This is a genomic window from Hymenobacter sp. HD11105, assembly GCF_054051685.1.
Genome location: NZ_JBSWBR010000010.1, coordinates 95,356 through 122,238 on the forward strand (window position 1 = coordinate 95,356; position 26,883 = coordinate 122,238).

Sequence of the window (26,883 nt, forward strand, 5' to 3'; positions counted from 1 at the left end):
TGATTTACCGTTGCACCCAGGTGGGTGGAGCGGAATACATTAAGCCGGGGCTTTAGGCAGCACTGACCCGGTAGAGAATCTTCTGAATGCGGATCTCGAGCTCTTCGGGGTTGAAGGGCTTGACCAGGTAGTCGTCCGCGCCCTGGCGCAGGCACAGAATCTTGGTGCTGGTCTCGTCCGTGCCCGAGAGCACCAGAATGGGCGTGTTCTCGTGGGCCCCGTGCAGGCGCACCCGCTTGATGAAGTCCAGGCCGTTCATCAGGGGCATCTCGTAGTCGAGCACGATGGCGGCGGCCTGGTTACCCCGCTCCAGCCAGTCGAGGGCTTCCTGCCCGTTGGCGGTGAGCACCACCCGGTAGGCGTGGGCAAAATAATGCTCCAGAATCAGCCGGATTGCCGGCTCGTCATCAATCACCAGCAAGTACTTCGCCGGCGCGAAGGAGGAGTTAAGGGTAGCGTGCGGCATAAAAATTCAAGGTTAGAGTTAGGGCATAGGCAGCCTGGTCCACCCAGTTTAGCCTGGGCAGAAGTGAAAAAAGTAATATTGGGTGGGGTGGGGAGGTCGGCGCGACGGGGCGCTAAGCGAGCTAGTTAGCCGAGCTGGGTGGGTAGCTCAGGGTAAATGTAGCGGGTAGAATAAACAAGGGTAGCACAGCGAAAAATATTACCAGTAGAACAATAAGCACGAGTCGGCCCCGCATCAAGTGAGGCAATTAATAATCTAAATCTATCCGTTAAAATTTATAATGTCAAGACGCAGGATTACTTAAGTTAAATAATTTATATGTTAAGCCATATTAACTCAGGAGCTTCGTTTAGCCCCTCCACTAGGTACCCGCAAAGCCTTAGGCGATGGAATTAAGCAAATTAAAATATTTTAATGTAACTTTTCAAAGAAGCAAACGATTAAGTCTTTTCTTCCTTGATCCTCCTAGTGGCCCAGAGTTTCACAACGGCTGAGCTTAGGCCTCGGGGCCCCGCGACTGCGGCCGCTCATCCTAAGTCCAAAAAATGCAATATTAAGAAATAGCTTTTCCCCGTGGCCAAGCGCTTAACCTGAACCGTAGCGGGGCCGCCTCCCCCACCCCGCCGCCCGAAACGAGGCCCGGCGGCGGGGCAGTTGGCGGGCCGCTTACTGCAGCTGGGCGACGAAGGCGGCCACCAGGTCGCGGGCGATCTGCTGGACGGCGCGGTGGTGCTGGCGCAGCAAGCCCGGCTCCGGGCCCTGCCGCAGGTTTTCTTCCATGAGCTTGAGGCGGCGCAGGCCCTCCTCCACCTGCAGGTTGCCGAAGGAGGACTTGAGGTTGTGCGTCAGGCGGGTGGCGGCGGCCCAGTCGGGCTGGGTGAGGGCGGCGCCCAGCTCCGCGAGCTGGGAAGGCACGGTGTCGATGAAGAGCTGCTGCATTTTGCGGATAAAGGCCGGGTCGTTGGCCAGCTTGCCCAGGCCCTGGAAGTTGTAGGCGGGCTGCTCGGCGGCCGCCGAGGCCCCGGCGGGGAAGCCCCGGCCCGCATTGCGCACCAGCACCAGGTAGAGGTTATTTTCGTGGTAGGGCTTGACCAGCCAGTCCGTAAAGCCGGCGTGGGGGTAGGAGTCCACGTCCGTTTTCAGGGCGTTGGCCGTCAACGCCACGATGGGCGTGTGCTGGTTGGGGCCGGGGGCGCGGCGCAGGGCGGCGGTGGCTTCCAGGCCGTTGAGGTGGGGCATCTGGATGTCCATCAGAATCAGGTCGTAGGGCGCGGCGCGGGCCAGGCGCAGGGCCTGCTCCCCGTCGGTGGCCACGGCCAGCTCCACCTGCCACTCCTGGAGCAGGGAGCAGGCCAGCAGCAGGTTTACGTCGTTGTCTTCCACCAGCAGCACCCGCAGCCCCCGCAGCAGGCCGGGGGGCAAATGTCCGGGGGCGTCGGCGGCGAGGGCGGGCGCCTGGCTGCTGGGCGCGTAGGGCAGGGTGAAGTGAAAGCAGCTGCCCTGCCCCGGCGCGCTGTCCACCCCGATTTGCCCCCCCTGCAGCTCCACCAGGTGCTTGCTGATGGTGAGGCCCAGGCCCGTGCCCCCGTAGAGGCGGGTGGTGGTGGAGCTGGCCTGGGTGAAGCTCTGAAACACCTGCTCGAGCTGGTCGGGGGCGATACCTATGCCCGTGTCGGTTACGCTGAAGCGCAAAGCCACCGGGCTGCCCGCCGCGGGGGGAGCCGCCCAGTCCACGGCCACGGCCACGTGGCCCGCGTGGGTGAACTTGATGGCGTTGTTGATCAGGTTGACCAGGATTTGGCTGAGCCGCACCGGGTCGCCGGCTACCACGGGCAGGGGCGCCGCGGGCAGGGTGGAGCGCAGCTCCAGGCCCTTGGCTTCGGCCACCAGGGCCAGGGAGCGGGTCACCCCCCGCACGGTGGCGGCCACGTCGAAGGGAATGGTTTCCAAATCGAGGCGGCCGGCCTCAATCTTGGCGAAGTCGAGGATGTCGTTGATGACCACCAGCAGGTTGTCGGCGTTGGCCAAAATCAAGTCGAGGTAGTCGGCCTGCTCGGCCGTGACGGCCGTTTTCTTGAGCAGGCGGGCCAGGCCCACAATGCCATTCATGGGGGTGCGGATCTCGTGGCTCATGTTGGCCAGAAACACCTCCTTGGCCCGGGTGGACTCCTCGGCCGCCTCCCGGGCCCGCTTCAGGTCGGTCACGTCGGCGGAGATGCTGAGCAGGTAGGGGCGGCCGTCGGCCTGCACCAGGGCCTTCTGAATGGTGTGGTACCAGGTGGGGGGGCCGGCCGGGGCGGCGTGGCAGTCCTCGCGGCTGAGGGTGGCCCCGCCCGCCAGGCGCTCCCAAGTCTGCGCGTCGGCTTCCTCGCGCGCCGGGGGGGCCTGGCTTAGCAGCTCGGCCGGGCGGGCCTGGCGCAGGCGGGCATAAGCCTCGTTGACCAGCAGAAAGCGCCCGGCCTCGTCCTGTACGTAGATGGGGTTGGGGCTGGCGTCAATTACCTGGCGGGCCAGGTCGGGGGGCAAAGTGGGCGGGCGGGCCGCGCCCAGGCGCGCCTCCAGCTCGCTTACCCGGCGGCGCAGGGCGCGGATCTCTTCGGAAGTAGTCATGGGGGGCAATAGTGCTAATCGATAGCCGGTATCACTTCACAGCGCGGGCCGGAAGGAGGCCCGCCAATAACCTAATCGCAGTGAAGATAAAGCATAGCGCCCGGCGAACCATGGCCCGCGCCCCGTTGGCCGCAGCTTTTTGCCCACGCCCCCGAACCCGTCCTTGGGGCTAGCGCTTCAGCACCCGCGCGAGCAGGGGGTCGCGGCCGGCGAAATAATCCGCGGCCCGCAGGGGCACCACTAGGGTGGGCGCGACGTCCGGGGCGGCCAGATCCACCCACACCAGGGCGGGCGCAACCTCGGGGTGGGGCGCGGGCGAGTAGCTGTGAAACCGGTCGGCGTAGTGCAGGGACAAGCCCGAGTGGGGCAGGATACAGTTGCCGCCCTCGGCCCAGTAGTCCAGGCCTTCCCCGGCGGGCTCGCCGACCAAGGTGGCCCCGGCCAGGCGAAGCTGGGCCAGGTGGTAGAGGCCGGCCGAGAAGGTGGCCCGCCCCACTAGGGCGTAGAGCTTGAGGCCCCGCTCCTGGACGGCCCGGCCCAGGTCCTCAAAAAAGGCCCGGCCCGCGTCGTTGTTGCCCCCCGTATTAAAGCGCAGGTCCACGACTACGGTGCGGACGGCCAGGCTGGGCAGGCGGCGGAGCAGGGCCCGGCCCAAGGAATCCATGGGCGGCCGGCCGGGCTGGTTGCCGGCCCGGTTGTACTGCACGTAGAGGGCTTGCTGGGCAGGCAGGTGCTGAAACCAGAAGAACTGCTGGGGGCGGCGCAGATAAAGCGGCAGCTGGGTCGAGTCGGCGGGCAGGGCGCTCACCCAGGTCGCGCCCCGGCCGGGGTGGGTGGGCGCCAGGTCCCACCAGGCCTCGGTGGGCTGGGTGGTCCGCTGCAGGGGCAGGGGCGCCAGCTGGTAGGTGCGCCGGGCGCCGCGGGCGTCGCGCACCCGCACCGCGAGCTGGCCCTCCTCCCCGATCAAGTTCAGGCCCTGCAGGACCTCGGGGCTGGTAAGCGAGTAGGTGCTCAGGTAGCGGGCCCAGGTGGGGCTGCCGGCGAACAGGGGCGCCACCCAGGCGTGCAGCCGCTCCGGCGCGTGCCCGGCCAGCTGCTCGACGCGGGCCCCGAGCAGGGCGGCGTACTCCGGCGTGGTCTTGACCACGTAGAGCCCCTCGGCAAACCACCACACCCGAATGGGGTAGCGCCGCACCTCCGTGCGGTTGCGCAACATATAGAGGCGGGTGTGGCCGTTGCCGCTCAAGGCCATGGCCTTGGCCAGGCCCACGAGCAGCTGAGGGGTGGTTTTGAGCGCCGCCGAGTCGCGCAGCTGGGCGACTCGGCGGCGGAAGGCCGCCGCCGCGGCGGGGCCAAAGGAGCGGTCCTTCAGCAGCAGGGAGTCCAGGGTTAGCTGCAGGTCCGCGCGCCACTGGGCGGGCGTCAGGGTGGGCTGGGCCCGGAGGGGGCGGGGCAGCAGGCTAGCCAAGCTCAGCAGCACCAGTAAGCGAAAGGCGAACAGCATGGGCATAAAGGGTTTAGGGAGCAACAGCAGGGGGAGCGTGACCCCACTACCCGGTTTGGGCCTATGCGTTACAGGTCCTCCTTACTTTATTTTATCCTCTACCCTACTTGGCATTTAACCCGGCCAGAAAAGCCCCCAAGCTGCTAGAGCAGGTCGAAGGCCCGGGCGTACTGACTTAGCTCGAAGGTGGAGCTGGTTTCCAGCTTCCGGCGTAGGTTGCGCCGGTGCGTGTCCACCGTGTGGGGGGAGAGAAACAAGGTTTGGGCCAGCTCCCCCGAGCTCAGGCCCTGGCTGATGCCGGCCAGCACCTGGCGTTCGCGCTTGGTCAGGCGGGCGAAACGGGCGGCGTGGGCGCGCAGAAAGGCGTTATCGTCGAGTAGGCGCTGCACCTTGGTGGTGATGTGGCTATCGGGGTCGATCAGGCAGGACAAGCAAATGGTCAGCAGGGGCTGGCCCTGGGCGCCCTGCAGCAGGATGCGGGCCGTGCTCAGGTGGAGCTGAAAGCTGCCCTGGGGGCCGGTGCGCACCTGCTGAAAGAGGTTTACCACGTAGCTGGGGTCGTTGCGCCGGAGCATTTCCACGACCTGGGGTACGTACTCGTGGGCCTCGTCGGGATTGAAGTAGCGGGCGTAGTATTCTTCTCCTAAGGCCGTAACCTCGGGCAGGGTGGTGCCCAGCTGGGTTAAGCCCCGGGCCGACATGTACAGCACCTGGCGGCAGTCGTGGTTGAGAACAATCACGACCCCGGGCAGGGCGTCGGCCCCGGCGGCCACCTGCGCCAGGGTGTGCTGAATGCGGTGTTCGTCGGTCATAGCGGACGGGGAACGGGGACAACTAGCCCGGCCGCCGCGGCGGGCCGGATGGCGGGCAAGATACACGGCGGCCGCGTAACCCCACCGGGGGGCCTTTTTACGTACGCCTTTTTCCGGGCCGGCCCCGCCCGCGGCGGCTGGGGGCGCGGGGCCGGGGGCGTCATTTCTAATTGACTTCTAATACGATCCCCCGCCGCCCGGCCCTACCTTTGCGGGGCGAAGCAGCGCCCGGAGCCCCGGGCGCCAACCCCGTTTACCCGCGACCGGCCTATGAAACTGCTACTGGTGGAAGATGAGTTGAATATAATTTCCATCCTGAAAATGGGGTTTGAGGAGGAAGGCTACGAGGTGGAGGTGGCCTACGACGGCAAGGTGGGCCAGCACCTGGCCCTGCAGAACAGCTACGACGTGATTCTGCTGGACATCGGCCTGCCCTACCTCAACGGCTACGAGCTGTGCGAGCAGATCCGGCGGCGCGACGCGACCGTGCCCATCCTCATGCTCACGGCCCTGGGCACCACCGACAACAAGGTCGACGCCTTCCAGCTGGGCGCCGACGACTACGTGGTCAAGCCCTTCGCCTTCCGGGAGCTGCTGGCCCGGGTGCAGGCCCTGGCCCGGCGCGCGGCCCCGGGCAGCGCCGTGGAGCTGAGCGCGGCGGACCTGACCCTGAACACCCGCACCAAGGTCGTGAGCCGGGCCGGGCAGGCGCTCACGCTCACGGCCCGGGAGTTCGCCCTCCTGCAGCTCTTGCTCCAGCACAAAAACGAAGTGCTGGCCCGCCCCTACATTGCCGAGAAGGTGTGGAGCCTGACCTTTGACACCGGCACCAACGTGGTGGACGTGTACATCAACTACCTGCGCAACAAAGTCGACAAGCCCTTCCCCACCCCTCTTATTCAGACGGTGGTGGGCATGGGCTACGTGCTGCGCGACGAGGCCGGAGCATGAACATCCGCACCCGCCTGGCTTTGCAGTTCACGTTGCTGGTCGCCCTGCTGCTGGTTGGCGGCCTGGGCACCATCTACTACCTGGAAAAGCAGAGCGTCAACGACTTGTTTGCCCAGCGCCTGACCGACCGCGCCCACCTGGCCGCGGCCCTGTTTCTGGAGGCCGACGAGCAAAGCCGGGGCGCCACGGAAAAGGTGCGCCAGCGCTTTCTGCAGGAGCTGCCCAACGAGGTGCTGGGCATCTTCGACGCCCAGGGCCGCCCCCGCTTTCTGCCCGCCTCCCCCCAGCGCTTCCCCCCCGGCCTGCTCGAGCAGCTGAGTTCAGCCCAGCCCCAGGTCGCCACCAAGGTCGGCAACCAGCAGACGGTGGGCATCTACTACCGCGACAACCAGGGCGACTTCCGCATCCTCGTGTCGGCCGAGTACGTGACGGGCCTGGAGCGCCTGGCTTACCTGCGCCTGGTCATGGCCGGGGTGCTGGGCCTGAGCGTGGTCCTGAGCTTCGGCCTGGGCTGGCTGTTTGCCCGCAGCGCCCTGGAGCCCGTGCGCCACATCGCCCAGCACGCCCACCGCATTGGCATCTCCGATTTGCACCTGCGCGTGCCCGTGGGCGCGAACCGTGATGAGCTGACGGAGCTGGCCGAGACCTTCAACCTTATGATTGAGCGCCTGGGGGCCGCCTTCGAGCAGCAGCAGAGCTTTATCGCCAACGCCAGCCACGAGCTGCGCACCCCCCTGACGGCCATGATCGGGCAGCTTGACATCACCCTGCACCGCCCCCGCCCCCTGGAAACCTACGAGGAGGCGCTGCGCTCCACCCTGGCCGAGGCCCAGAAGCTCAAGGACATCGTCAACCGCCTCCTGCAGCTGGCCCAGCTCGAGGGCCCCGACGCGGCCCTGCCCCCGGGGGGCACCCTGCGCCTCGACGAGGTGCTTTACGCCGCCTGCGAAGAAGCCCAGGTGCTGGAGCCCGCCTGCCCCGTCTCCATTCAAATCGGGGAGCTGCCCGCCGACGCGGCCCAGCTCACCCTGCCCGGGGACCCCAACCTGTTTCGGCTGGCTTTGACCAACCTGATCAGCAACGCCTGCAAGTTCTCCGACCGCCAGCCCGTGCAGTGCACCCTCACCTACGAAGGGTCCCGCCTGGAGCTGTGCGTCATCGACCAGGGCATCGGCATCGCCCCCCCCGACCTGGACCACGTGCGGCAGGCGTTCTTCCGGGCCGAGAATGCCCGCCCCTTTAGCGGCTTCGGGGTGGGTTTGTCCCTGGCCGTCAAGATTATCGAGCTGCACGGGGGCCGGCTGGAAATCGACTCCCAGCTGGGCCGGGGCACGACCATGCGGGTGGTGCTGCCCCTGCGGGCCGAGTAAGGCCCTAGGGCCGTTCTAATGAGATTCTAATCTACTTCTAATGCCCCTGTAATTTCGGGCCTGGCGGGGCCCGGTACCTTTGCATGAAACCTACGGACTACTCCGCGCATCATGCCTAAGTATTTGTTTTTCAGCTTATTATTAACCCTGCTCCTGGGCGCGGGCCCGGCTAGCCGGGCCCAGGCGCTGCTGCCCACGAGCCCGCCCGCGGCCGCCCCCGCCGACACCCTGCGCCTGACTTTAACCGAGGCCGAGCAGCGCTTTCTGGGCACCAACTTCGCCCTGCTCAGCCAGCAGTTCAACATCAGCGCGGCCCAGGCCCTGGAGGTGCAGGCGCGCCTGTTCGACAACCCGGAAATCTCCCTTGAGCGCAACGCCTACAACCCCCGCAACCGCCGCGTGTTCGAATCCAACGAGGACCGCAAGCAGTGGGTCGTGACTTACCAGCAGCTTGTGCTGCTGGGCGGCAAGCGGCGCAAGGCCGTGGAGCTGCAGCGCCTGGGCACGGAGATCGAGCGCCACACCTTCCAGGACTTGGTGCGCACCCTGCAGTTTGAGCTGCGCACCACCTTCGGGCGTCTCTACTACGACCAGCAGACCCTGGGCGTATACCGGGGCCAGCGCCAGGCCCTGGCGCGCACCCTCACCCTCTACCAGGCCCAGCTCGAGCGCGGCAACGTGGCCTTGAAGGAAGTCGTGCGCCTGAAGGCGGCCCTGTTCGCCTTGGAAAGCGAGCAGACCGCCCTGCAAAACGAGATCAGCGAGCACCAGGCCACCCTGAATTTGCTGCTGGGCTGCCGCCCCCCGCGCACCGTGGTGCCGGTGCTGCCGGGCGACCCCGGCACCGGCCTGCGCCTGACTTCCCTGCCCCTGGCCCAGGCCCTGGAGATTGCCCGCGCCAGCCGCCCCGACCTGCGGGCGGCCGAGGCGGCCAACCGCCAGGACCAGCAGAACCTGCGCCTGCAGCAGGCCCTGGCCGTGCCCGACCTGACCGTGGGGGGCCTCTACGACTACAACGGGGCCGTGGGCAAGCACTACACGGGCCTGGCCATGGGCGTGCCCCTGCCTTTATTCAACCGCAACCAGGGCAACATCAAGTCGGCCCGGGCCCAGATTCAAGCCAGCGAGCAGGCCCTGAATCAGCAGGCCACGGCGGTGGAAAGCGAAGTGGCCGAGGCCTACGCCAAGGCCGCCGCCGCCGAGCGCCTGGCTGCCAGCTTTCCCGCCGACTACTTCGCCGACTTCGACAAGCTGCTGGCCGGGGTGCTGACCAGCTACCAGCGCAAGGCCATCGGCACCCTGGAGTTTCTGGACTTTCTGGAGTCCTACAAAGACAACCGGCGCCAGCTCAACGACGCCCGCGCCGACCAGCTCACGGCCTTCGAAAACCTCAACCAGCAGCTCGGCCAGCGGGTGTTCACCTGGTAAAAAATGCCCCCGCGGCTTGCCTCCCTCTCTGCTTTTCCTCCCAACGATCCCTTCTTATGCGGTGCTTTGCTTTTAGTCGTCTTATAGTTTCCTCCCCCGGCAGCCCCGCCCGGCCCTGGCTCAGCCGGCGCCTGCTGGCCGGCTTAGTGGTCAGCGCCGGGCTGGCCGGCTGCGCCGAGCATAGCCCCCAGCCGGCGGCTGCCCCGGAGCCCTCCTTCGTGCTGACCGACTCCCTGCTCAGCCGCCTCCAGCTCGATACCGTGCGCCAGGGACCCATGCGCGCCGAGCTCAAGCTCACGGGCAAGGTAGCCTACGACGAGGAGCACGTGACCAAGGTGTTTCCCCTGGTGAGCGGCATCGTGACCAAGGTCAACGCCGGCCTGGGCGAGTACGTGCAAGCCGGCCAGGTGCTGGCCGAGCTGGAAAGCGCTGACATCGCCGGCTTTCGTAACGAGGCCACCGCGGCCCAGGCCACCCTGGCCACGGCCCAGCGGGCCCTGACCAGCACCCGGGAACTATACGAGGGCGGCCTGGCCTCGGAGCGCGAGTACGAGGAAGCCCGCCAGGAGGTGCTCAAGGCCCGTGCCGAGGTGCAGCGCAACCAGGCCGTGGGCCACATCTACGGCACGAAAAGCACCAGCGGCCCGGCCCGCTACCAGATAAAAGCCCCCCAGGCGGGCTTCGTGGTGGAGAAGGCCGTGAACCCGCGCACCCTTATCCGCCCCGACAACGACCAGACCCTGTTCACCATCTCCGATTTGCAGTCGGTGTGGATCACGGCCAGCGTGTTTGAGGACGACATTGCCCGCGTGCAGCCCGGCCAGGCGGCCACGATCACCACCCTAGCCTTTCCCGGCCAGGAGCACCGCGGCACCGTGGACGGAGCCTACAGCGCCCTCGACCCGGAAAGCAAGGTAATGAAGATTCGCATTCGCCTGCCCAACCCCGGCCAGCGCCTCAAGCCCGAGATGTTCGCCAACGTGACCCTGACTGCGCTCACCGACTCGGTCATGCTGAGCGTGCCCTCCTCGGCCCTGGTGTTTGAGCGCAGCCGCCACTTCGTGCTGGTCTACCACGGCCGCGACCGCATCGAAACCCGCCCCGTAACCCCGGGCCCCAGCGCGGGGGGCCTGACCTACCTGCGCGCGGGCCTCAAGCCCGGCGAGCGGGTGGTCAGCCAGGATCCGCTCCTGCTGTATCACGCCCTGAACCAGTAATCTGAAATCAGCCGCCCCCAGGGGGCGGCCCACCCTAAAGTCCAGGACCAGAAGCTAGCGGAGCTGCTTTTTCTTGAGGGGGTCAAAGCAGCCCGGCGTTGTTGATCAGCTTCTGGTTCCTGGCACTACTTACTTCTGCCCCGCGGAAGCCCTTTATTCTATCCCCCGCTTTCTGCCGGCCGGCGGCCCGGGCCAGGCCCGGGCCGGCTCGCGCCCGCGGCTCGTTACTACCCGTTTATGCACAAGTTCATTCAAGCTATCCTGAGCTTTTCGCTCAGCAACCGCTACTTCGTGTTTTTCTGCACGGGGCTGGTGATCATTGCCGGCCTCTACAGCTACAAGCACACGGCCATTGACGCGTTTCCGGACGTGACCAACACCCAGGTCACCATCATCACCCAGTGGCCGGGCCGCTCGGCCGAGGAGATTGAGAAGTTTATCACCCTGCCCCTGGAGGTGGCTTTGAACCCGGCCCAGAAAAAGAACAACATCCGCTCCACCACCCTGTTCGGGTTGTCAGTAGTCAAGGTGATTTTCGACGACGACGTGGACGACGCCTACGCCCGGGTGCAGGTCAACAACCTGCTGCCGGGCGCGGCCCTGCCCGAGGGCGTGGAGCCCGAGGTGCAGCCCCCCTACGGCCCCACGGGCGAGATTTTCCGCTACACTCTGGAAAGCCAGACCCGCGACGTGCGGGAGCTCAAAACCCTGCAGGACTGGGTGATTGAGCGCCGCCTCAAGGCCGTGCCCGGGGTGGCCGACGTGAACAGCTTCGGGGGCGAAGTCAAGAGCTTCGAGCTGAGCATCAACCCGCGCCGCCTCCAGGCCTACGACATCACGCCCCTGGACGTGTACGAGGCCGTGTCGCGCTCCAACATCAACGTGGGCGGGGACGTGATTGAGAAAAACGGGGCTGCCTACGTGGTGCGCGGCATCAGTTTGCTCACCAAGCTCGACGACATCAACGACATCATCATCAAGAACGTGAACGGCACGCCCCTGCTGGTGCGCAACGTGGCCGAGGTGCACGAGTCGGCCCTGCCCCGCCTGGGTCAGGTGGGCCTGGACCGCGCCGACGACGTGGTGGAGGGCATCGTGGTCATGCGCAAGGGCGAGAACCCCGCCGAAGTCATTGCCCGCCTCAAAGAGAAAATCAAGGACCTGAACGAGAAGATCCTGCCCGGCGACGTCAAGATCAAGCTTTTCTACGACCGCGAGGTGCTCATCAACTTCGCCACCACCACCGTGCTGCATAATCTGCTCGAAGGCATCTTGCTGGTGACCGTGGTCGTGTTTCTGTTCATGGCCGACTGGCGCACCACCCTCATCGTGTCGGTGGTGATTCCCCTCGCCTTGCTGTTTGCCTTTATCTGCCTGCGCCTGAAGGGCATGACGGCCAACCTGCTCAGCATGGGGGCCATCGACTTCGGCATCATCGTGGACGGGGCCGTGGTCATGGTCGAGGGCCTCTTCGTGACCCTGGACCACAAGGCCCACAAGGTGGGCATGAAGAAGTTCAACGGCCTGGCCAAGCTGGGTCTCATCCGCAAGACGGGCACGGAGATGGGCAAGACCATCTTCACGGCCAAGCTTATCATCATCACGGCTCTGCTGCCCATCTTCTCCTTCGAGAAGGTGGAGGGCAAGATGTTCTCGCCCCTGGCCTGGACCCTGGGCTTCGCCCTGCTAGGCGCCCTGATCTTCACCCTCACCCTCGTGCCGGTGCTGGCCAGCATGATGCTCAAAAAGAACGTGCGCGAAAAGCACAACTACTTCGTGGACTACGTCACCCGGGGGGCTTTATTTATCTTCCGGGGCGTGTACCGCCGCAAGGCCCTGAGTTTGGTGGTAGCGGCCGTGTGGTTGGTGGTAGGCATCGGGGCCTTCAAGCTGCTGGGCTCCGAGTTTCTGCCCCAGCTTGACGAGGGCTCCCTCTACGTGCGGGCCTCCCTGCCCATGAGCATTTCCCTGGATAAGTCGGTGGCCATGAGCAACCAGATGCGCGCGTCCTTGCTCTCCTTCAAGCAAGTAAAGCAGGTGATGAGCCAGACGGGCCGCCCCAACGACGGCACCGACCCCACGGGCTTCTACAACGTGGAGTTTCACGTAGACACCAAGCACACGCCCGAGATGAAAGACCCAGTCTACCGCCAGGCCCTGATCGACAGCATGCAGCGCAAGCTAAGCGTGTTTCCCAGCGTGGTGTTTAACTTCTCCCAGCCCATTCAGGACAACGTGGAGGAGGCCGTGTCGGGCGTGAAGGGCTCCATCGCGGTGAAAGTGTACGGCGAAGACCTAGCCTTTCTGGAGCAGAAAGCCGAGGCCGTCTACCAGCAGCTGAGCTCCGTGGCGGGCATTGCCGACCTGGGCATCGTGCACGCCATGGGCCAGCCCGAGCTGCGCATCGACCTGAGCGAGCGGCGCATGGCCCGCTACGGGGTGAGCCCCGCCGACGCCAACGCCGTGGTGGAGATGGCCATCGGCGGCAAGGAAGCCAGCCAGTTCTACGACGGGGAGCGGCGCTTCAGCATCCGGGTGCGCTACCTGCCCGAGTTCCGCCAGGGCGAGGAGGAGATTGCCCGCCTCATGGTGCCCACCCTGAATGGGGCCAAGATTCCCCTGCGCGAGATTGCCACCATCAGCACCCTGACCGGCCCCTCCCTGATCTTCCGCGACAACACCGAGCGCTTTATTGCCATCAAGTTTTCCGTCCGGGGCCGCGACATGGGCTCCACCATCGAGGAGGCCCAGCGCAAGGTAAACGAGGCCGTACCCCTGCCCCGGGGCTACTCCCTGGCCTGGGCCGGCGACTTCGAGAACCAGCAGCGGGCCACGGACCGCCTGGCCCAGGTGGTGCCCATCTCTTTGCTGCTGATCTTCTTTATTTTGTTTGTGCTCTTCGGCACCATGAAGGACGCGGGCCTGGTGCTGCTGAACGTGCCCTTCGCCATCACCGGCGGCATCGCGGCCCTGCTGCTCACGGGCACCAACTTCAGCATCTCGGCCGGCATTGGCTTCATTGCCTTGTTTGGTATCTGCATTCAGGACGGGGTGATTCTGATTACCGTCTTCAAGCAGAACCTGCGCCGGAAGATGCCCCTGGACCAGGCCATCTACGACGGGGTTACCAGCCGCATCCGTCCCGTGCTGATGACGGCCATGATGGCGGCCATTGGCTTGCTGCCGGCGGCCCTGAGCACGGGCATCGGCTCCCAGACCCAGAAGCCCCTGGCCATCGTCGTCATTGGGGGGCTGATCACCTCCACCGTGCTCACCCTGTTTATCTTCCCCCTGATTTTTGAGCGCACCCACCGCGGGGGGGCCACCCCCGCACCGGTCCAGCCCGAGGAAGAAGCCCTGGTTTACAGCACGTAGTAGGTGCTGGGGTGGGCGGCGGGCTGCTTGGGGGCGGGCACGGCGCCCAGCATCTGCTGGAGGTTGACTTCAATGGTGCGGGCAATGGCCGTCATGGGCGTGTCCGTGGGCTTGCTCTCGAAGGGGTCCTGCAGGTGAATGGCCATTTTCTCAATTAAGAAGAAGGAGGAGGAGATGGCCACGACCATGAGCACTTCCAGCACCCCGAAGATTTCCAGCAAGGCGAAGGGCAGCAGGAGCACAAAGAAGAACAACGAGAAGTGGGTGTACAGGGTGTAGGTGACGGGAAACACCGTGTTTTTGATGCGCTCGCACTTGCCCATGGAGTCGGTGAGGCGGGTGAGGGTGGCGTCGAGCTCCACCTGCTGGTAGCTGTTCACCCAGCCCTCCTGCAGGGCGTAGCGCAGGTCGCGGGCGTGGAGCTCGAGCAGGGCGTTGGGCCAGTTGTCGTGGCGGGAGAGGAAGGTCACTTCGTCGGGGTCGAGGTAGCGGCGGATCTTCTCCACGTCCAGCTCTCCCCGCAGGGACATGCCCAGGCAGTAGCACCAGGCAATCTGCCGGTTGGTGAAGCGCTCGACCCAGGCGCGGGCCTCCCCGGAGGCGTAGGGCGCCTCGGTGAAGCAGAGCAGCTGGCGGATCAGGGAGCGGGAGTCGTTCACAATGGCCCCCCAGACGATGCGCGCCTCCCACCAGCGGTCGTAGGCCTGGTTGGACTTGAAGGCCAAGAGCAGGGACAGCACCGTGCCCAGCACCATGGGCACGCTCAGGGGCAGGGAGATATTGATGACGTGGAAAAAGCGGTCCTCGATGGCAATCAAGGAGGCATAGATAAAGACAAAGAGGAGCTCCTGCCTTATTTTGCCAAAGACGTAGGAGAGCGGAATTTTCGTTTTCAGTAGCATAACCGGGTTGGATCTGGGCGTGGGCCGGCGCCTTAGGCGACCGAAAGGCAGGGCACTTTGGTGTGAAGGGCTTTGGCGCGCACGCGGCGGCCGACGCGCAGGTAGTCGAGCAGGCTGCGCCGCTGGCAGGTCACGACCAGGTCCATGGCAAACTCCTCAATAAAGGCGACCACCCCGCTGGTCAGGTCGCGCCGCTGCTGCAGGTGCACGGCGAACTCCACGCCCTGCAGCACGGGGGCGGCGTAGAGCTCATCCAGGGCCTGCTTGAGGGTGGCCGTGCTGGTGCCGGGGGCAAAAACCAGCAGGAAAGTCACGTAGTAATCCTGGCGGCAGAGCAGATCGACCAGGGCCTGGTCGGGCAGGGTGGTGCGGCGGGCCTGGGCGTCCAGCACGAAGGCAATCTTGCGAAAGCGGGTGGGCTCGAAAAACTCGGGGATGTAGAGGACGGGGAAGGGCAGGTCCGCCGCCAGCTGGTTGAAGTGCTGCATGGCCTCCGAGGGGGGGGTGAGCGCCACGGGGCTGATCACCAGGTCAATCTGGTGCTTGCGCAGAAAGTTTTTGAGCGTCAGGGCCGAGTCGCAGCACAGGTGGGCCACGCGGAGGCGGCTGATCTCCAGGGCGTAGGACTTGCGCAGGCGCTCCAGGGCCTGGGTGAAGTCGGCCGAGGGCTCCCCGGCTTTTTCCGTTTCCCGGGGCAGCAGCAGCAGTTCGGTGATGGAGGTGGGCACGGGCGTCACGTGCAGCAGGGTAATCTCGCAGGTTTCCCCCTTGAGCAGGGTCAGGGCGTGCCGTACCAGGTGCAGGGAGTGGAGGGTGAGCTCCGTGGGGATGACTATCTTTTTCATGGCTAAGGTCAGGACTGGCGGCAACGGGACGTCGCCGTCCCGGTACAAAGCAAGCCCGGCCTTATTAAAGTCATATTAACCCCAAATTATAGTTCAGTTAAAAAGGGTAATTGCCAAAATAATGTACCTACACGGAATGGGAATTTTTATTCCCTAGGAGCCCTAAGCGCCAGAAGCACGGGGTTGCAGCCGGCTTGTCGCGGCGGGGTAAGGGTTGCCTTTCCCCCCGATAGGTACAAAATGCCCCCCGACCGGAAAAGGGTAACCGGCGGGACTGAACTGAGGGGAGCGGCTAGGGACAAAGAACAACGGCCAGGGCCCGTACCCAGGAAGCAGGCCATACAGAGCAAGCGGGGGACAAGCGCCCGAGTAATGCCCGGCCAGCGAGAAGGTCGCAACCTTAACCGCCCCGCCCCGAGGCCACGGCGCGCCACCCCCGTTAGCTGCCGGCGGGGGGAGAAGCCCGGGGGCAGTCGGCGCTTACCCAGCTTCCGCAGCCGGGTAAGCGCCGACCCGCGGTTGTAGCGCTGCCTCCTGGCGACCTTGCCTTATCAGCGGGGCGGGGGCGAATTTTACCAGAAGCGGTTGGTGCACACGGTCTGGGCTTTTTTCTTCAGGCGCAGGCCCAGCAAGACCTCGTGGCTGCCGCCGTGGTAGCCGTTCAGGGCGGACAGGCCCGCATCGTAGGAGTAGCCCAGGGTGAACTGCTCGTAGCTGATGCCCACCAGGCCCACAACCGAGTCGAAGGCCCGCCAGGAGGCGCCCACCCAGAGCAGATCCTGGTACTTAAGCTTGGCGTTGATATCCACCGAGAGGGGGGCCGGGTTCACGGCCTTGACCAGCACGGACGGCACTAGGGACCAGTCGTCGCTTAGGGGCAGACGCACCCCGGCCGTGGCGAAGTAGTGGCGCCGCAGGGTGTTGCCGGGCGCGCCCTCCCCGAACTGCCCGGGCCCGTAGGAGAAGTTGAGCCGGTTGGCCAGAAGCTGAGCCCCGGACAAGCCCACGTAGAAGCGGGAGCTGTACACCCACAGCCCGACGGATCCATCCAGCACCCGGGAGGCGGCGCTGGCCGCCTGGGTCGTGGGGTCGAAGAACTGCAGCTTCTGCCCGTCGACGGCGAACTGCTGCATGCCGACCGAGGCGCCCAGGGCCGCCCGCAGGTCGGGGGCCAGCACCAGGTTGTAGGCGTAGGACAGGTAGGCCCCCGTCCGGCTCGTGGGGCCGGTCTCGTCCCGGTACACCAGCCCGCCCAGGGCGTGAAAGGGCCGGCGCCGGTCGCGCAGGGTGCGCTTCTGGGTCGTGCGCCACTTGCCCAGGGAGGAGCTGGCGCTGGCGTAGTAAGTCTTGGGCGCTCCCTCCAGGCCCGTCCACTGGGTGCGGTAGCTGAGCTTGACGTCGATGTAGTCCTCCACGCCCGTGGCGCCCGGGTTGAGGATGTAGTTGTTGTTCATGTACTGGCTGTACTGGGCCTGCTGCTGGGCCCGGGCCGGCGCCAGGGCCAGCAGCAGGGGCAGCAGTAGCAAGAATAGAGCTCTTTTCATATCAGTAGTACCTTATATAGCCGGCGAAGAGAAAGGGGGCGGGTGGCGCTCAGGGCCACCCGCCCGGGAGTTAATACAGAATCGTAATGGAGCCGCTGTAGGACTTGCCCAGGGGACCCCGGGTGGTGACCACGTAGTAGTAGGTGCCCACCGGGGCGGGCTGGCCGTTGATGTCGCCCTTCCATTCGTTGGCCCGGCTGTAGTTTTCGGCCGAGAAGATGCGGTTGCCCCAGCGGTTGAACACGGTGACCGTGTTGTCGGGGAACTGCTCGATAAACTCAATCTGCCAGGTGTCGTCGCGCCCGTCCCCGTTGGGTGTGAAGGCGTTGGGAATGCGGATGGGGGGCCGCACGGTCACTGTCACCTGGTCGGAGTCGGCGCAGCCCCCCTCCCCGGCCGAGAGGGTGTAGGTCGTGGTCACCGTGGGCGAAGCCCGGGGCCGCAGTGGGTCGTCGGGTGAGATGGTCAGGCCCGCCGCCGGGGTCCAGGTTACGGGGTAGGTGCCGTCGGCGCGGCCCTCCAGTATCACCGTCGTGCCCGCCAAGATTTCCTTGTCGGGGCCGGCATCCACGTCCACCGGGGGCTGAATGCGCACGGGCACGCCGTTGGAGACGGCCGTCACGGGCTGGGCGCAGGCGTTCACGGTGCGCAGGCGCAACGTCACGGTCTGGCCCGCGCGCAGGGTGGAGCTGGTAAATACCGGGCCCGTGGCCCCGGGCACGTCGGCCCCGTTCACCTGCCACTGGTACTCGGGGGCGGGGCCAGCCTCGGTCACGCTGGCCAGGGTAAAGGTCAGAGGCGCGCCCAGGCAAACCGGGGCGTCGGGCTGCACGGCAATGGCGAGGGTGGGCGCGGGCGTGGGCGTGCGCGTCACCGTGACCGTCGCCGCGGCCGGGCCGGTGGGGCTGCACAGCCCCGGGGTGGGGGTCACCTCCACCCGCACCTGGTCGCCCGAAACCAGGGTGGTGCTGGTGAAGGTGGGGCCGCTGGCCACGGCCACGTTGTTGACCAGCCAGCTAAAGGTGGGCGCCGGGCCCGCGTTGGTCGCCACGGCCGCAAAAGTCAGGGCCGTGCCGGGGCACTGCACGGGCGGGGGCGCCAAGCTCACGGTGGGCGTCACCACGGGCTGCACCTGGATGGTCACCACGTTGGAAAAGCTGGTAGCGCAGGTGCCCGTGCCCGAGGTCACCCGCCGCCGGTAGTAGGTCGTGGTCGTCAGGGCGCCGGGCGCGAACGTGGGGCTGGTGGCCCCGGGAATTGCCGCCCAGGTGGTGGTGTCCGCCGACGACTCCCACTGGTAAGTAAAGGTGCCAGTGCCCCCGCTGGCCTCGCCGGTGCTGGTCAGGGGCGTGGGCGTGACGCCCGCGCAGATCGTCTGATCGGCGGCAATGCTGCCGGCATTCAAAGCCGGCAGCACGGTCACGACGACGGAGGGTGTAAACGTGGATCCACAAGCGCCCGAAGTCACTGAGCGCCGGAAGTAGGTGGTCGAAGTAAGTGGGCCGGGCGCGAACGTGGGGCCAATCGCGCCGGGAATAAGGGTCCAGCCCGCGTTATTCCCGGATGACTCCCACTGGTAACTATAGCTGCCCGTGCCGCCCGTGGCCGGGGCCGCACTGGTTAGGGCAGCGGGGGTGGCGCCCGGGCAGATGGTCTGGTCCGCGCCGATGGTGCCGGCTGTCAACGCTGGCAGTACGGTGATGGTAATGACATTAGACAAGACGGGCGCGCAGGCCCCGGGCGCACTCGCCCGCCGGCGGAAATAAGTCGTGGCTGGCAGCGCGCCCGGCGCGTAGGTCGGGCTCGTTGCCCCGCCCAAGGGCGTCCAGGTACTATTGTCCGGGGAGGACTCCCACTGGTAGACAATGTTGCCCGCGCCCCCGGCCTCGCCCGTGCTAGTCAGGAGGGCGGGGGTTGCGCCCGCGCAGAGCGCTTGGTCGGCCCCAATGCTGCCGGCCGTCAGGTTGGGCAGCACGGTCACGGCAACGGAGGGCGTAAACGCGGACCCGCAGCTGCCTGACGTTACCTGCCGCCGGAAGTAAGTGGTCGAAGCCAGCGGGCCCGGCGCGTAGGTTTCGCCCGTAGCCCCCACGATGGGGGTCCAGCCGGCATTATTTCCGGATGACTCCCACTGGTAAGCGAAAGTGCCGGTGCCACCCGTGGCCGGCGTGGTGCTGATCAAGGGCGCGACGGGAGCCCCAGCACAGACGGTCTGTTCCGCGCCGATGGTGCCGGCCGCTAAGGCCGGTAACACGGTGACAGTAATTATATTGGATAAGACGGGCGCGCAGGCGCTGGCCGAGCTCGCCCGCCGGCGAAAGAAAGTGGTAGTCGTGAGCGAGCCCGGCGCGTAGGTTTCGGCCGTGGCGCCAGCAATGGCTGCCCAGGTCGTGTTATCTAGGGATGCCTCCCACTGGTAGGCGATGTTGCCCGCGCCCCCGGCCTCGCCCGTGCTAGTCAGGAGGGCGGGGGTTGCGCCCGCGCAGACCGTCTGGTCTGTGCCGATACTCCCTGCGCTCAGGGCTGGCAGCACGGTCACGGTGACCGCGGGCGTAACCACCGGCGCGCAAGGGCCCGAAGTCACCCGGCGGCGAAAGGAAGTCGTCGCGGTAAGCGCTCCCGGAGCGTAGGCCTCAGCCGTGGCCCCGGAAATTGCCCCCCAGGTGGTGCCATTATCCACCGACGCCTCCCACTGGTAGAGGAAGGTGCCCGTGCCACCGGTGGCCGGGGCCGTGCTGGTCAGGGGCGCCACGGGGGCGCCGACGCACACGGTCTGATCGGCGGCAATGGTGCCGGCCGTCACGGCCGGGCTGACGGTGATGGCGACCGAGGAAGTAAAGGTGGGCGTGCAGTAAGGACCGGAGCCGTCAGGCAGCAGCAGCTGAGCGCGTCGCCGGAAGTAGGTCGTGCCCACGGGCAGGGTATTGGGGGGCAGGTAGCTGGCCCCGGTCGCCCCGCCGATGGCAGTGAAGGTGGCGTTGTCCGAAGACGATTCCCACTGGTAGACCAGGGGCAGGCCGGCGTCGCTGGAGCCCCCGACCGTGCTGGTAAGCAGGGCTGGCGTGGTGCCCGCGCACAGGGCCTGGGGGGCACCAATGCTGCCCGGCTCGGGCAAGTTCGGCACCCGAATGATGAGCGTGGTTTCCCGGCAAAAGCAATCAGTAGTAATGCGCAGGGTGACGCGGTAGTCACCGGGTGCTGGGTAAGTGCGAACAGGGTTCTTCAGTGACGAAGTAGTACCGTCATCAAAGGTCCACAAATAGGACAGTGGGCTGAAATCAAGGGAGGGTGGCTGAAAGCTTATCTGCCGGCAAGCCGTGATTCGATACCCGAAACCGGATCTAAGCAAAGAGCTTTGATTGAAGTTGACCAGGCCTAGGCCACTCAGGCGGCCGCCCAACTGCAGGCTATCATCGGCGTAGAGCACTTTTGCTCCTACCGAATCGGGGTAGGCGATGAATCCCAGCGCAGGCTGGTTGTTGCGGGCTATGTAAATCTTATTGTCCGGAGCGGCCTGCATGGACCCCAGCTCGACGGGTGTGGTTTGGTTGAGCGGAATGTCCTCCTTAGCGGGTCTGCCGGGAGTACTGGGAGCGCTGATATCAAATTGCAATAACTTGGGTGGGCTCATCACCGTGGCGTATAACTTACTGCCGGGTACAAACTCCACACCGTAGTATTTGCCTTCGCCGCTATCAACTATAAAAGGGATATCCGGATTTTCAGTCACATTACCCGTCTCCGTATCAAAGTTGAATAGCTCCACGGTGCTGCTGCTGTCGCCCACTACTTCGCTATAGCGGGACACAGCCAGCTGACCGCCATCGGGCGTTATTTTCATCTGGCCCTTGTAGCCCACCGGCGATACGCTCTCTGCGTGCAAGCTGCCCACAGACGAGATGACGGGCGCGTCGATAAGGACTGGGCCTACACCACCGGCTACCAACCGCACACGGTAGGCCAGAAAGGCGTCGCCGCGGTTATCGTTGCCGGATGTCGCATTGCCCCAGCCGTGCGTGATAACCCAGATGTCGCAGCCGTTTTTATGGAATACGCCCGTTAGCTTCTCCGCCGTGCCGCGGGCCAGGGGCGTGTTTTTGGCTACTACCGTGCCCGGGCCCCCACCGGCCGGAATCACAATTTCCGAATAGCTCAGCCCCACGGTGCTATTCAGCGTGAAGAGAAGGTAGCGCGTCTCCCCGCCCGGCGTCGTCGGGGGAGGGCTGCCAGGCAGCCTGATGGGGAGGGGGCCGTCAGTGTTGAAGCGGTTGCCAGCCAGGCCCGTGCCGTTGGTCATCACAGTACCGTCGCCGTTCCAAACGGTTTCGCCATTGCTGTAGAACAGGATTTCGCCGTTGCCATCCGACATTACTCCGGAACCAGCTGGGGCATCCATCGCGCTGTTGGTGAGTACCGTGGGCGGAATGGAATCAGTGGCTTGGTTGAAGTCCAGCCCTGCCTTAAAGCCGAAGTACCAGGTGTTGGCAAACTTTTCATCAGCCGCGCACTCCGGGGGCGGGGTTCCCTGGGCCCAGGCCGGGGTGAGCGCCCCGCTCAGCAGCACCAGCAGCACGAGCAGCCAACCCACCCCGAGCCGGGCCCGCCAGCTTAAGGGCCAGCGGACGCCCGCGAGCGGGCCTGACTTAACAGCCAGGAAGGAAGAAATAGCAGGAGCAGATAAGATAGGACGCGGTAACTCTGCGGGCATAGTGGAGCAGGTAAGAGGCGGACAATCAAGCGGGTAGTGAAGCTCCGCTCGCCGTCCTTTAGGAACGGAGCCGGCGGGCTAGTTATTGCTGCGCACAATACGCGGCCCGCGGGTTTCAGTAAAGCTAGTCACTGCCAGCCAGTTTTGTACCAGGCAATGCCCGAATAGTGCCGTTGGCCGGCAACTGAGCCGGGGAAGCGACGCAATACCGCTGGCCCAAGCCAGGGTCCACCCCTGACCTGAATGCTGCGGGAGAAGTTAATCTGCCCTTTCCCCGCGCTAGCCCGCAGCCCCGGGGCGGGTTGCAGGTTAACCCGCGGCGGTCAAGCTTGGCAGCTTAGAGCGGCCGAGCCCCCGCCCCCCCCCCTGAGCGCTACCCGCCAAAAAACATCTGCCGTCGAGCTGGCGGCGGCCTTGTTTTTTATCCGAGTAAGACAAGCCCTGGGAAAACGAAAAATGCCCCCCAGCGCCAAAATATCCTCCTCCCGGGCTTGTGCCCTAAGCGCTAAAACCCAGCTAACCTCTTCCCTAGACCCAGCGGCTACCCGGGAAAAAAGCTTGCATTACCGGAAAAAGGAAGGATAAATTGGCCAACCATACACCCTATGCGGAGCGCCGGCTGATCGTGAATAGGCAGCTCAGGGTCGGTAGGGCCGCCCCGCGCGCCGGCCCCGGTCGCGTGCTGCTCTCTGCTCCCCGGTACGCCCGCTTCCTCTCCCCTTCCCTACCTAATTTCCTCTATGACCTCTCGCCGTTCCTTTGTGAAGTCCGCCGCCCTGCTGTCCGCCGGCGCCCTGGTTGCCCCCGCGTTGCTGGCCGCGCCCAGGTCCTATATTGGCCTGCAGCTGTACACCGTGCGGGCGGCCATGCAACAGGACCCGGCGGGCACGCTGGCCCGGGTAGCTAAGCTGGGCTACAACTCGGTGGAAGGCGCCACCTACACGGGCAGCCAGAAGTTCTACGGCCTGACGCCCCCGGCATTCGCCGGCCTGCTCAAGCAGCATGGCCTCATTATGCCCAGCAGCCATTACCGCTTAGGCGAGGAGCAGGAAAAAGGGCAGCCCGTGCCGGGCACCATGCTCCACGGCTGGGACAAAGCCGTGGATGATGCCGCCCAGGCGGGCGTCAAGTACATGGTATGCGCTTACCTGTCGGAAGCCGAGCGCGGGGGCCTCGACCACTACAAATACGTGGCCGACCAGCTTAGCAAGGCCGGGGAGCGGGCCAAGAATGCCGGCATCCAAATGTGTTACCACAACCACGACTTCGAGTTTGCCCCCCAGAATGGCCAGGTGCCCTACGATTTGCTGCTCAGCGCCACGGATAAGGGGCTGGTGAAGATGGAGCTGGACTTGTACTGGACCGTGAAAGCGGGGAAAGACCCGGTGGACCTGTTTCAGCAGCACCCCGGCCGGTTTCCGCTCTGGCACGTGAAGGACATGGACAGCACGCCCAAGCAGCACTTCACGGAAGTCGGCAGCGGGGTCATCGACTTCAAAAAAATCTTTGCCCAGGCCGGCAGGGCGGGCCTGAAGTACTACTTCGTCGAGCAGGACCAAACGCCCGGCTCCCCCTTCGACAGCATCCAGAAAAGCATCACCCACATCAAACGCACCCTGGTGTAGCCCCGCCCAGATTCCTGCTTCCATTCCTCTACCCCTTCCCCTATGGAAAAGAAAACCTACGATGCCATCGTCATCGGGTCCGGCATTTCGGGCGGCTTGGCCGCGAAAGAGCTGACCGAGAAAGGCTTGAAGACCATTATGCTGGAGCGGGGCCGCAACGTAGAGCACGTGAAAGACTACGTGAACGCCAACAAGGCGCCCTGGGAATTGCCGCACCGCGGGGGGAAAACCCAGCAGATGATAGAGGACTACCCGGTACTGCAGCGCGACTACACGCTGAACGAGAGCAACCTGGACTTCTGGGTAAACGAGAAGGAAAGCCCCTACGTGGAGGTGAAGCCCTTCGACTGGTTTCGGGGCTACCAGGTGGGGGGGCGCTCTCTGACCTGGGGCCGGCAGTCGTACCGCTGGAGCGACTACGACTTCGAGGCCAATGCCAAGGACGGCATAGCCGTGGACTGGCCCATCCGCTACCAGGATCTGGCGCCCTGGTACAGCCGGGTGGAGAAATTTGCCGGCATCAGCGGCAACCGCGACGGCCTGCCCCAGCTCCCCGACGGTGAGTTTATGCCCCCCATGGAGATGAACTGCGTGGAGAAGGACGTGGCGGCCCGCATCAGGAAGAACTTCAAAAACCGCCACATGGTCATTGGCCGCACGGCCAACATCACCCAAAGCCATAACAACCGCACCAGCTGCCAGTACCGCAATAAGTGCTGGGTGGGCTGCTCGTTTGGCGCTTACTTCAGCACGCAGTCGGCCAGTTTGCCCCCCGCCCTGGCTACCGGTAACCTCACGCTGCGGCCGTTTTCCATCGTCACCAAAATCCTGTACGACAAGGACACCAAGCGGGCCAAGGGCGTGGAAGTGCTCGACGCGGAAACCAACCAGACCTACGAGTACTTCGCCAAGATTATCTTCCTGAACGCCTCCACGCTGAACTCGGCCTGGGTGCTGATGAACTCCGCCACCGACGTGTGGCCCGAGGGCCTGGGCAGCAGCAGCGGGGAGCTGGGCCACAACCTGATGGACCACCACTTCCGGGCGGGCGCCCACGGCACCATGCCCGGCTACGAGGATAAGTACGTGTACGGACGCCGGGCCAACGGTATTTACGTGCCGCGCTTCCGCAACCTGTTTGGCGACAAGCGCGACTACATCCGCGGCTTCGGCTACCAGGGCGGCGCCGGCCGCGAGGGCTGGAGCCGGGAGATTGCCGAAATGAGCATCGGCGGGGACTTCAAGGATGCCCTCACCGAGCCTGGCCAGTGGACCATGGGCCTGGGTGCCTTTGGCGAAACCCTCCCCTACCACGACAACCGCGCTTACCTCGACAAAACCCAGAAGGACAAGTGGGGCCTGCCCGTGCTGGCCATCGACGCCAGCATCCGCGACAATGAGCAGAAAATGCGCATCGACATGATGCAGGATGCGCAGGAAATGTTGGAAAAGGCGGGCCTGGAAAACGTAAAAACCTACAACAACGGCTACAACATGGGCGGCGGCATCCACGAGATGGGTACCGCCCGCATGGGCCGCGACCCCAAAACCTCCGTGCTCAACCAGCACAATCAGGTGTGGGATGCGCCCAACGTGTACGTCACGGACGGGGCCTGCATGACCTCGGCGGCCTGCCAGAACCCCTCGCTAACCTACATGGCCCTGACTGCGCGGGCCGTAGATCACGCGGTAGGGGAGTTGAAAAAGCAGAACATCTAATTCATCATCCGCCGCATTATGAATAGAAGAGACGCATTAGGCCGGGTAGCCCTCATCATGGGCGGCACCATTATCGGCGCCGATTATTTCCTCACCGGCTGCTCCGCCCCGAGCCAGGAAAAGGAAGTCAAAACAGCGAAAAAAAGCCCCCCCGCGGCCAAAGAAGTCAAACCAATTCTCAATCAGGAGCAAGTCGCTTACCTGAATGAAGTGGGCGACACGATTCTGCCAACGACCTCATCCCCAGGCGCCAAAGCCGCCGACGTGGGTGGTTTTATGGCCGTGATGGTGCGCGACTGCTACCAGCCGAAGGATCAGCAGATATTTTTGAAGGGGCTGACGCAGCTGGAAGAAGCTTCCAAGAAGCAGAACGGCAAAGGTTTTCTGGAATCGGACGCTGCTCAGCGCACTGCTCTGCTCACGTCCCTTGATGCCGAGCAAAAGAACTATGGCAAGACCAAAACGCCGGGGGCGCCCAACCATTACTTCCGCATGATCAAGGAATTGACCTTGCTGGGGTACTTTACCTCCGAGGTCGGCAGCACCAAAGCCCTGCGCTATACCCCCGTGCCGGGCAAGTACGATGGCTGCGTACCCTACAAAAAGGGCGACAAAGCCTGGGCTACCACTTAATCTGCGACCTTGGAAGGCATGAAACTACGACTAGGCATGATTGGTGGTGGCCAGGGGGCGTTTATTGGCGCCGTGCACCGCCATGCCGCCGCCCTTGATGGCCTCTACGAGTTGGTAGCTGGCGCCTTCAGCAGCAACCCCGACACCTCCCGCGCCAGCGGCCATCTCCTGGGCCTGTCCGCCGACCGCGTGTATGGGTCGTATCAGGAATTGATCGAGCGGGAGAAAGCCCTGCCAGCCGACGAGCGCGTGCAGGTCTTGTCCATCGTGACCCCCAACCACCTGCACTTCGCCCCCGCCAAGCTGGCCCTGGAAAACGGCTTTCACGTTATCCTAGACAAGCCCATGACCTTTTCGCTGGCTGAAGCCAAGCAGCTGCAAGCGGTGGTCGCCGCCAGCTGCGGCCGGTTCTGCCTAACCCACACCTACACCGGCTACGCCATGGTGAAGGAGGCGCGGCAGCTAATAGCCGCCGGCGAGCTGGGCCCCGTGCGCAAAGCCTACGTGGAGTACCCCCAGGGCTGGCTGAGCAACTTCGCGGAAGGCGCCGACAACAAGCAAGCCGCCTGGCGCACCGACCCCGCCCGCAGCGGCGTGGCCGGCGCCATGGGCGACATCGGCACCCACGCCTTCAACCTGCTGGAATACGTCACTGGTTTATCCGTCACCCAGCTTTGTGCCGATATCAACACGGTAGTACCGGGCCGCCAGCTCGACGATGATGGGGCCGTGCTGCTCCGCCTATCGGGTGGGGCCAGCGGCATGCTGGTAGCTACGCAGGTAGCGGCGGGGGAGGAAAACAACGTGCGCCTGCGAGTGTACGGCGACCGAGGCGGCCTGGAATGGCAGCAGGCCGACGCCAACACTCTCCTAGTAAAGTGGCTGGATCGACCCACGGAAATCCGGCGGACCGGGGCGAGCTACCTGAGCTCCTCCGCCCGCCACAACACCCGCACGCCGGCCGGGCACCCGGAAGGCTACCTCGAAGCCTTTGCCAACCTCTACCGCAACTTCGCCCTGAGCCTGCAAGCCGAGCTGGGAGGCCAAGCGGCCCCGCCCGAAGCCCTCGATTATCCCGGTATTGAGGAAGGCGTGCGGGGCATGGCCTTCATTGAAAACGTCATTGCCTCGGGACGCTCCAATCAGAAGTGGACTGAGTTTACCGTCTAGCCGC

Annotated in this window: 17 protein-coding genes; 9 read left to right on the forward strand and 8 right to left on the reverse strand. The window is 65.0% G+C overall.

Annotation, left to right across the window (positions count from 1 at the left end):
* Positions 1-52 precede the first annotated feature (52 nt).
* The 4 genes from ACW9KT_RS20280 to ACW9KT_RS20295 all read right to left on the reverse strand — a co-directional run bounded on the left by ACW9KT_RS20280 (position 53) and on the right by ACW9KT_RS20295 (position 5,392).
* On the reverse strand, positions 53-466 hold the full coding sequence (locus tag ACW9KT_RS20280; protein ID WP_457083815.1) for a response regulator transcription factor: 414 nt from the start codon (positions 464-466) through the stop codon (positions 53-55).
* 666 nt (positions 467-1,132) lie between these two features.
* Positions 1,133-3,076 (reverse strand): ATP-binding protein, encoded by a 1,944-nt coding sequence (locus ACW9KT_RS20285; RefSeq protein ID WP_457083817.1) that lies wholly within the window; start codon positions 3,074-3,076, stop codon positions 1,133-1,135.
* Positions 3,077-3,245: 169 nt separating this feature from the next.
* Positions 3,246-4,580, reverse strand: coding sequence for a hypothetical protein (locus ACW9KT_RS20290; RefSeq protein WP_457083819.1), 1,335 nt, complete (start codon positions 4,578-4,580; stop codon positions 3,246-3,248).
* 143 nt (positions 4,581-4,723) lie between these two features.
* Positions 4,724-5,392: a response regulator transcription factor gene (locus ACW9KT_RS20295; protein ID WP_457083821.1), complete on the reverse strand. Its 669-nt coding sequence runs from the start codon at positions 5,390-5,392 to the stop codon at positions 4,724-4,726.
* A 270-nt stretch (positions 5,393-5,662) separates the two neighbouring features.
* Here ACW9KT_RS20295 and ACW9KT_RS20300 point away from each other — a divergent pair, with 270 nt between their 5' ends.
* The 5 genes from ACW9KT_RS20300 (at position 5,663) to ACW9KT_RS20320 (ending at position 13,733) form a co-directional block, all read left to right on the forward strand.
* Positions 5,663-6,343, forward strand: a complete 681-nt coding sequence (locus ACW9KT_RS20300) for a response regulator transcription factor (protein WP_457083823.1) — start codon at positions 5,663-5,665, stop codon at positions 6,341-6,343.
* Positions 6,340-7,713, forward strand: coding sequence for a sensor histidine kinase (locus ACW9KT_RS20305; protein ID WP_457083825.1), 1,374 nt, complete (start codon positions 6,340-6,342; stop codon positions 7,711-7,713). The genes ACW9KT_RS20300 and ACW9KT_RS20305 overlap by 4 nt, the downstream gene beginning before the upstream one ends.
* Positions 7,714-7,824: 111 nt before the next feature.
* Positions 7,825-9,141, forward strand: a complete 1,317-nt coding sequence (locus tag ACW9KT_RS20310; RefSeq protein ID WP_457083827.1) for a TolC family protein — start codon at positions 7,825-7,827, stop codon at positions 9,139-9,141.
* 56 nt (positions 9,142-9,197) lie between these two features.
* Entirely contained in the window at positions 9,198-10,358 is a 1,161-nt protein-coding gene (locus ACW9KT_RS20315; protein WP_457083829.1) for an efflux RND transporter periplasmic adaptor subunit, read from the forward strand.
* Positions 10,359-10,595: 237 nt separating this feature from the next.
* Complete coding sequence (locus ACW9KT_RS20320) at positions 10,596-13,733, forward strand: efflux RND transporter permease subunit (RefSeq protein ID WP_457083831.1); 3,138 nt, start codon at positions 10,596-10,598, stop codon at positions 13,731-13,733.
* On the opposite strand, the gene ACW9KT_RS20325 is transcribed toward ACW9KT_RS20320, so the two are convergent.
* The 4 genes from ACW9KT_RS20325 to ACW9KT_RS20340 all read right to left on the reverse strand — a co-directional run bounded on the left by ACW9KT_RS20325 (position 13,721) and on the right by ACW9KT_RS20340 (position 21,732).
* A complete protein-coding gene (locus ACW9KT_RS20325; RefSeq protein WP_457083833.1) occupies positions 13,721-14,635 on the reverse strand; it encodes a bestrophin family protein in 915 nt (304 codons plus the stop codon). The two genes, ACW9KT_RS20320 and ACW9KT_RS20325, sit on opposite strands and share 13 nt — an antisense overlap.
* A gap of 32 nt (positions 14,636-14,667) precedes the next feature.
* A complete protein-coding gene (locus ACW9KT_RS20330; RefSeq protein ID WP_457083835.1) occupies positions 14,668-15,480 on the reverse strand; it encodes a universal stress protein in 813 nt (270 codons plus the stop codon).
* Positions 15,481-16,052: 572 nt separating this feature from the next.
* Positions 16,053-17,024 (reverse strand): PorP/SprF family type IX secretion system membrane protein, encoded by a 972-nt coding sequence (locus ACW9KT_RS20335; protein WP_457083838.1) that lies wholly within the window; start codon positions 17,022-17,024, stop codon positions 16,053-16,055.
* Positions 17,025-17,094: 70 nt separating this feature from the next.
* Positions 17,095-21,732, reverse strand: a complete 4,638-nt coding sequence (locus ACW9KT_RS20340; protein ID WP_457083840.1) for a T9SS type B sorting domain-containing protein — start codon at positions 21,730-21,732, stop codon at positions 17,095-17,097.
* A 740-nt stretch (positions 21,733-22,472) separates the two neighbouring features.
* Between ACW9KT_RS20340 and ACW9KT_RS20345 the strand changes: the two genes are divergently transcribed.
* Genes ACW9KT_RS20345 through ACW9KT_RS20360 form a run of 4 tightly spaced genes read left to right on the forward strand, consistent with a single transcriptional unit; the run spans position 22,473 to position 26,879 of the window.
* Positions 22,473-23,357, forward strand: coding sequence for a sugar phosphate isomerase/epimerase family protein (locus ACW9KT_RS20345; RefSeq protein ID WP_457083842.1), 885 nt, complete (start codon positions 22,473-22,475; stop codon positions 23,355-23,357).
* A 42-nt stretch (positions 23,358-23,399) separates the two neighbouring features.
* A complete protein-coding gene (locus ACW9KT_RS20350; protein ID WP_457083844.1) occupies positions 23,400-25,076 on the forward strand; it encodes a GMC oxidoreductase in 1,677 nt (558 codons plus the stop codon).
* An 18-nt stretch (positions 25,077-25,094) separates the two neighbouring features.
* Positions 25,095-25,709: a gluconate 2-dehydrogenase subunit 3 family protein gene (locus ACW9KT_RS20355; RefSeq protein WP_457083846.1), complete on the forward strand. Its 615-nt coding sequence runs from the start codon at positions 25,095-25,097 to the stop codon at positions 25,707-25,709.
* Between the two features lie 18 nt (positions 25,710-25,727).
* The gene (locus tag ACW9KT_RS20360) at positions 25,728-26,879 is read left to right on the forward strand and encodes a Gfo/Idh/MocA family protein (RefSeq protein WP_457083848.1); all 1,152 of its coding nucleotides are present in this window, start codon (positions 25,728-25,730) and stop codon (positions 26,877-26,879) included.
* Positions 26,880-26,883: the final 4 nt, after the last annotated feature.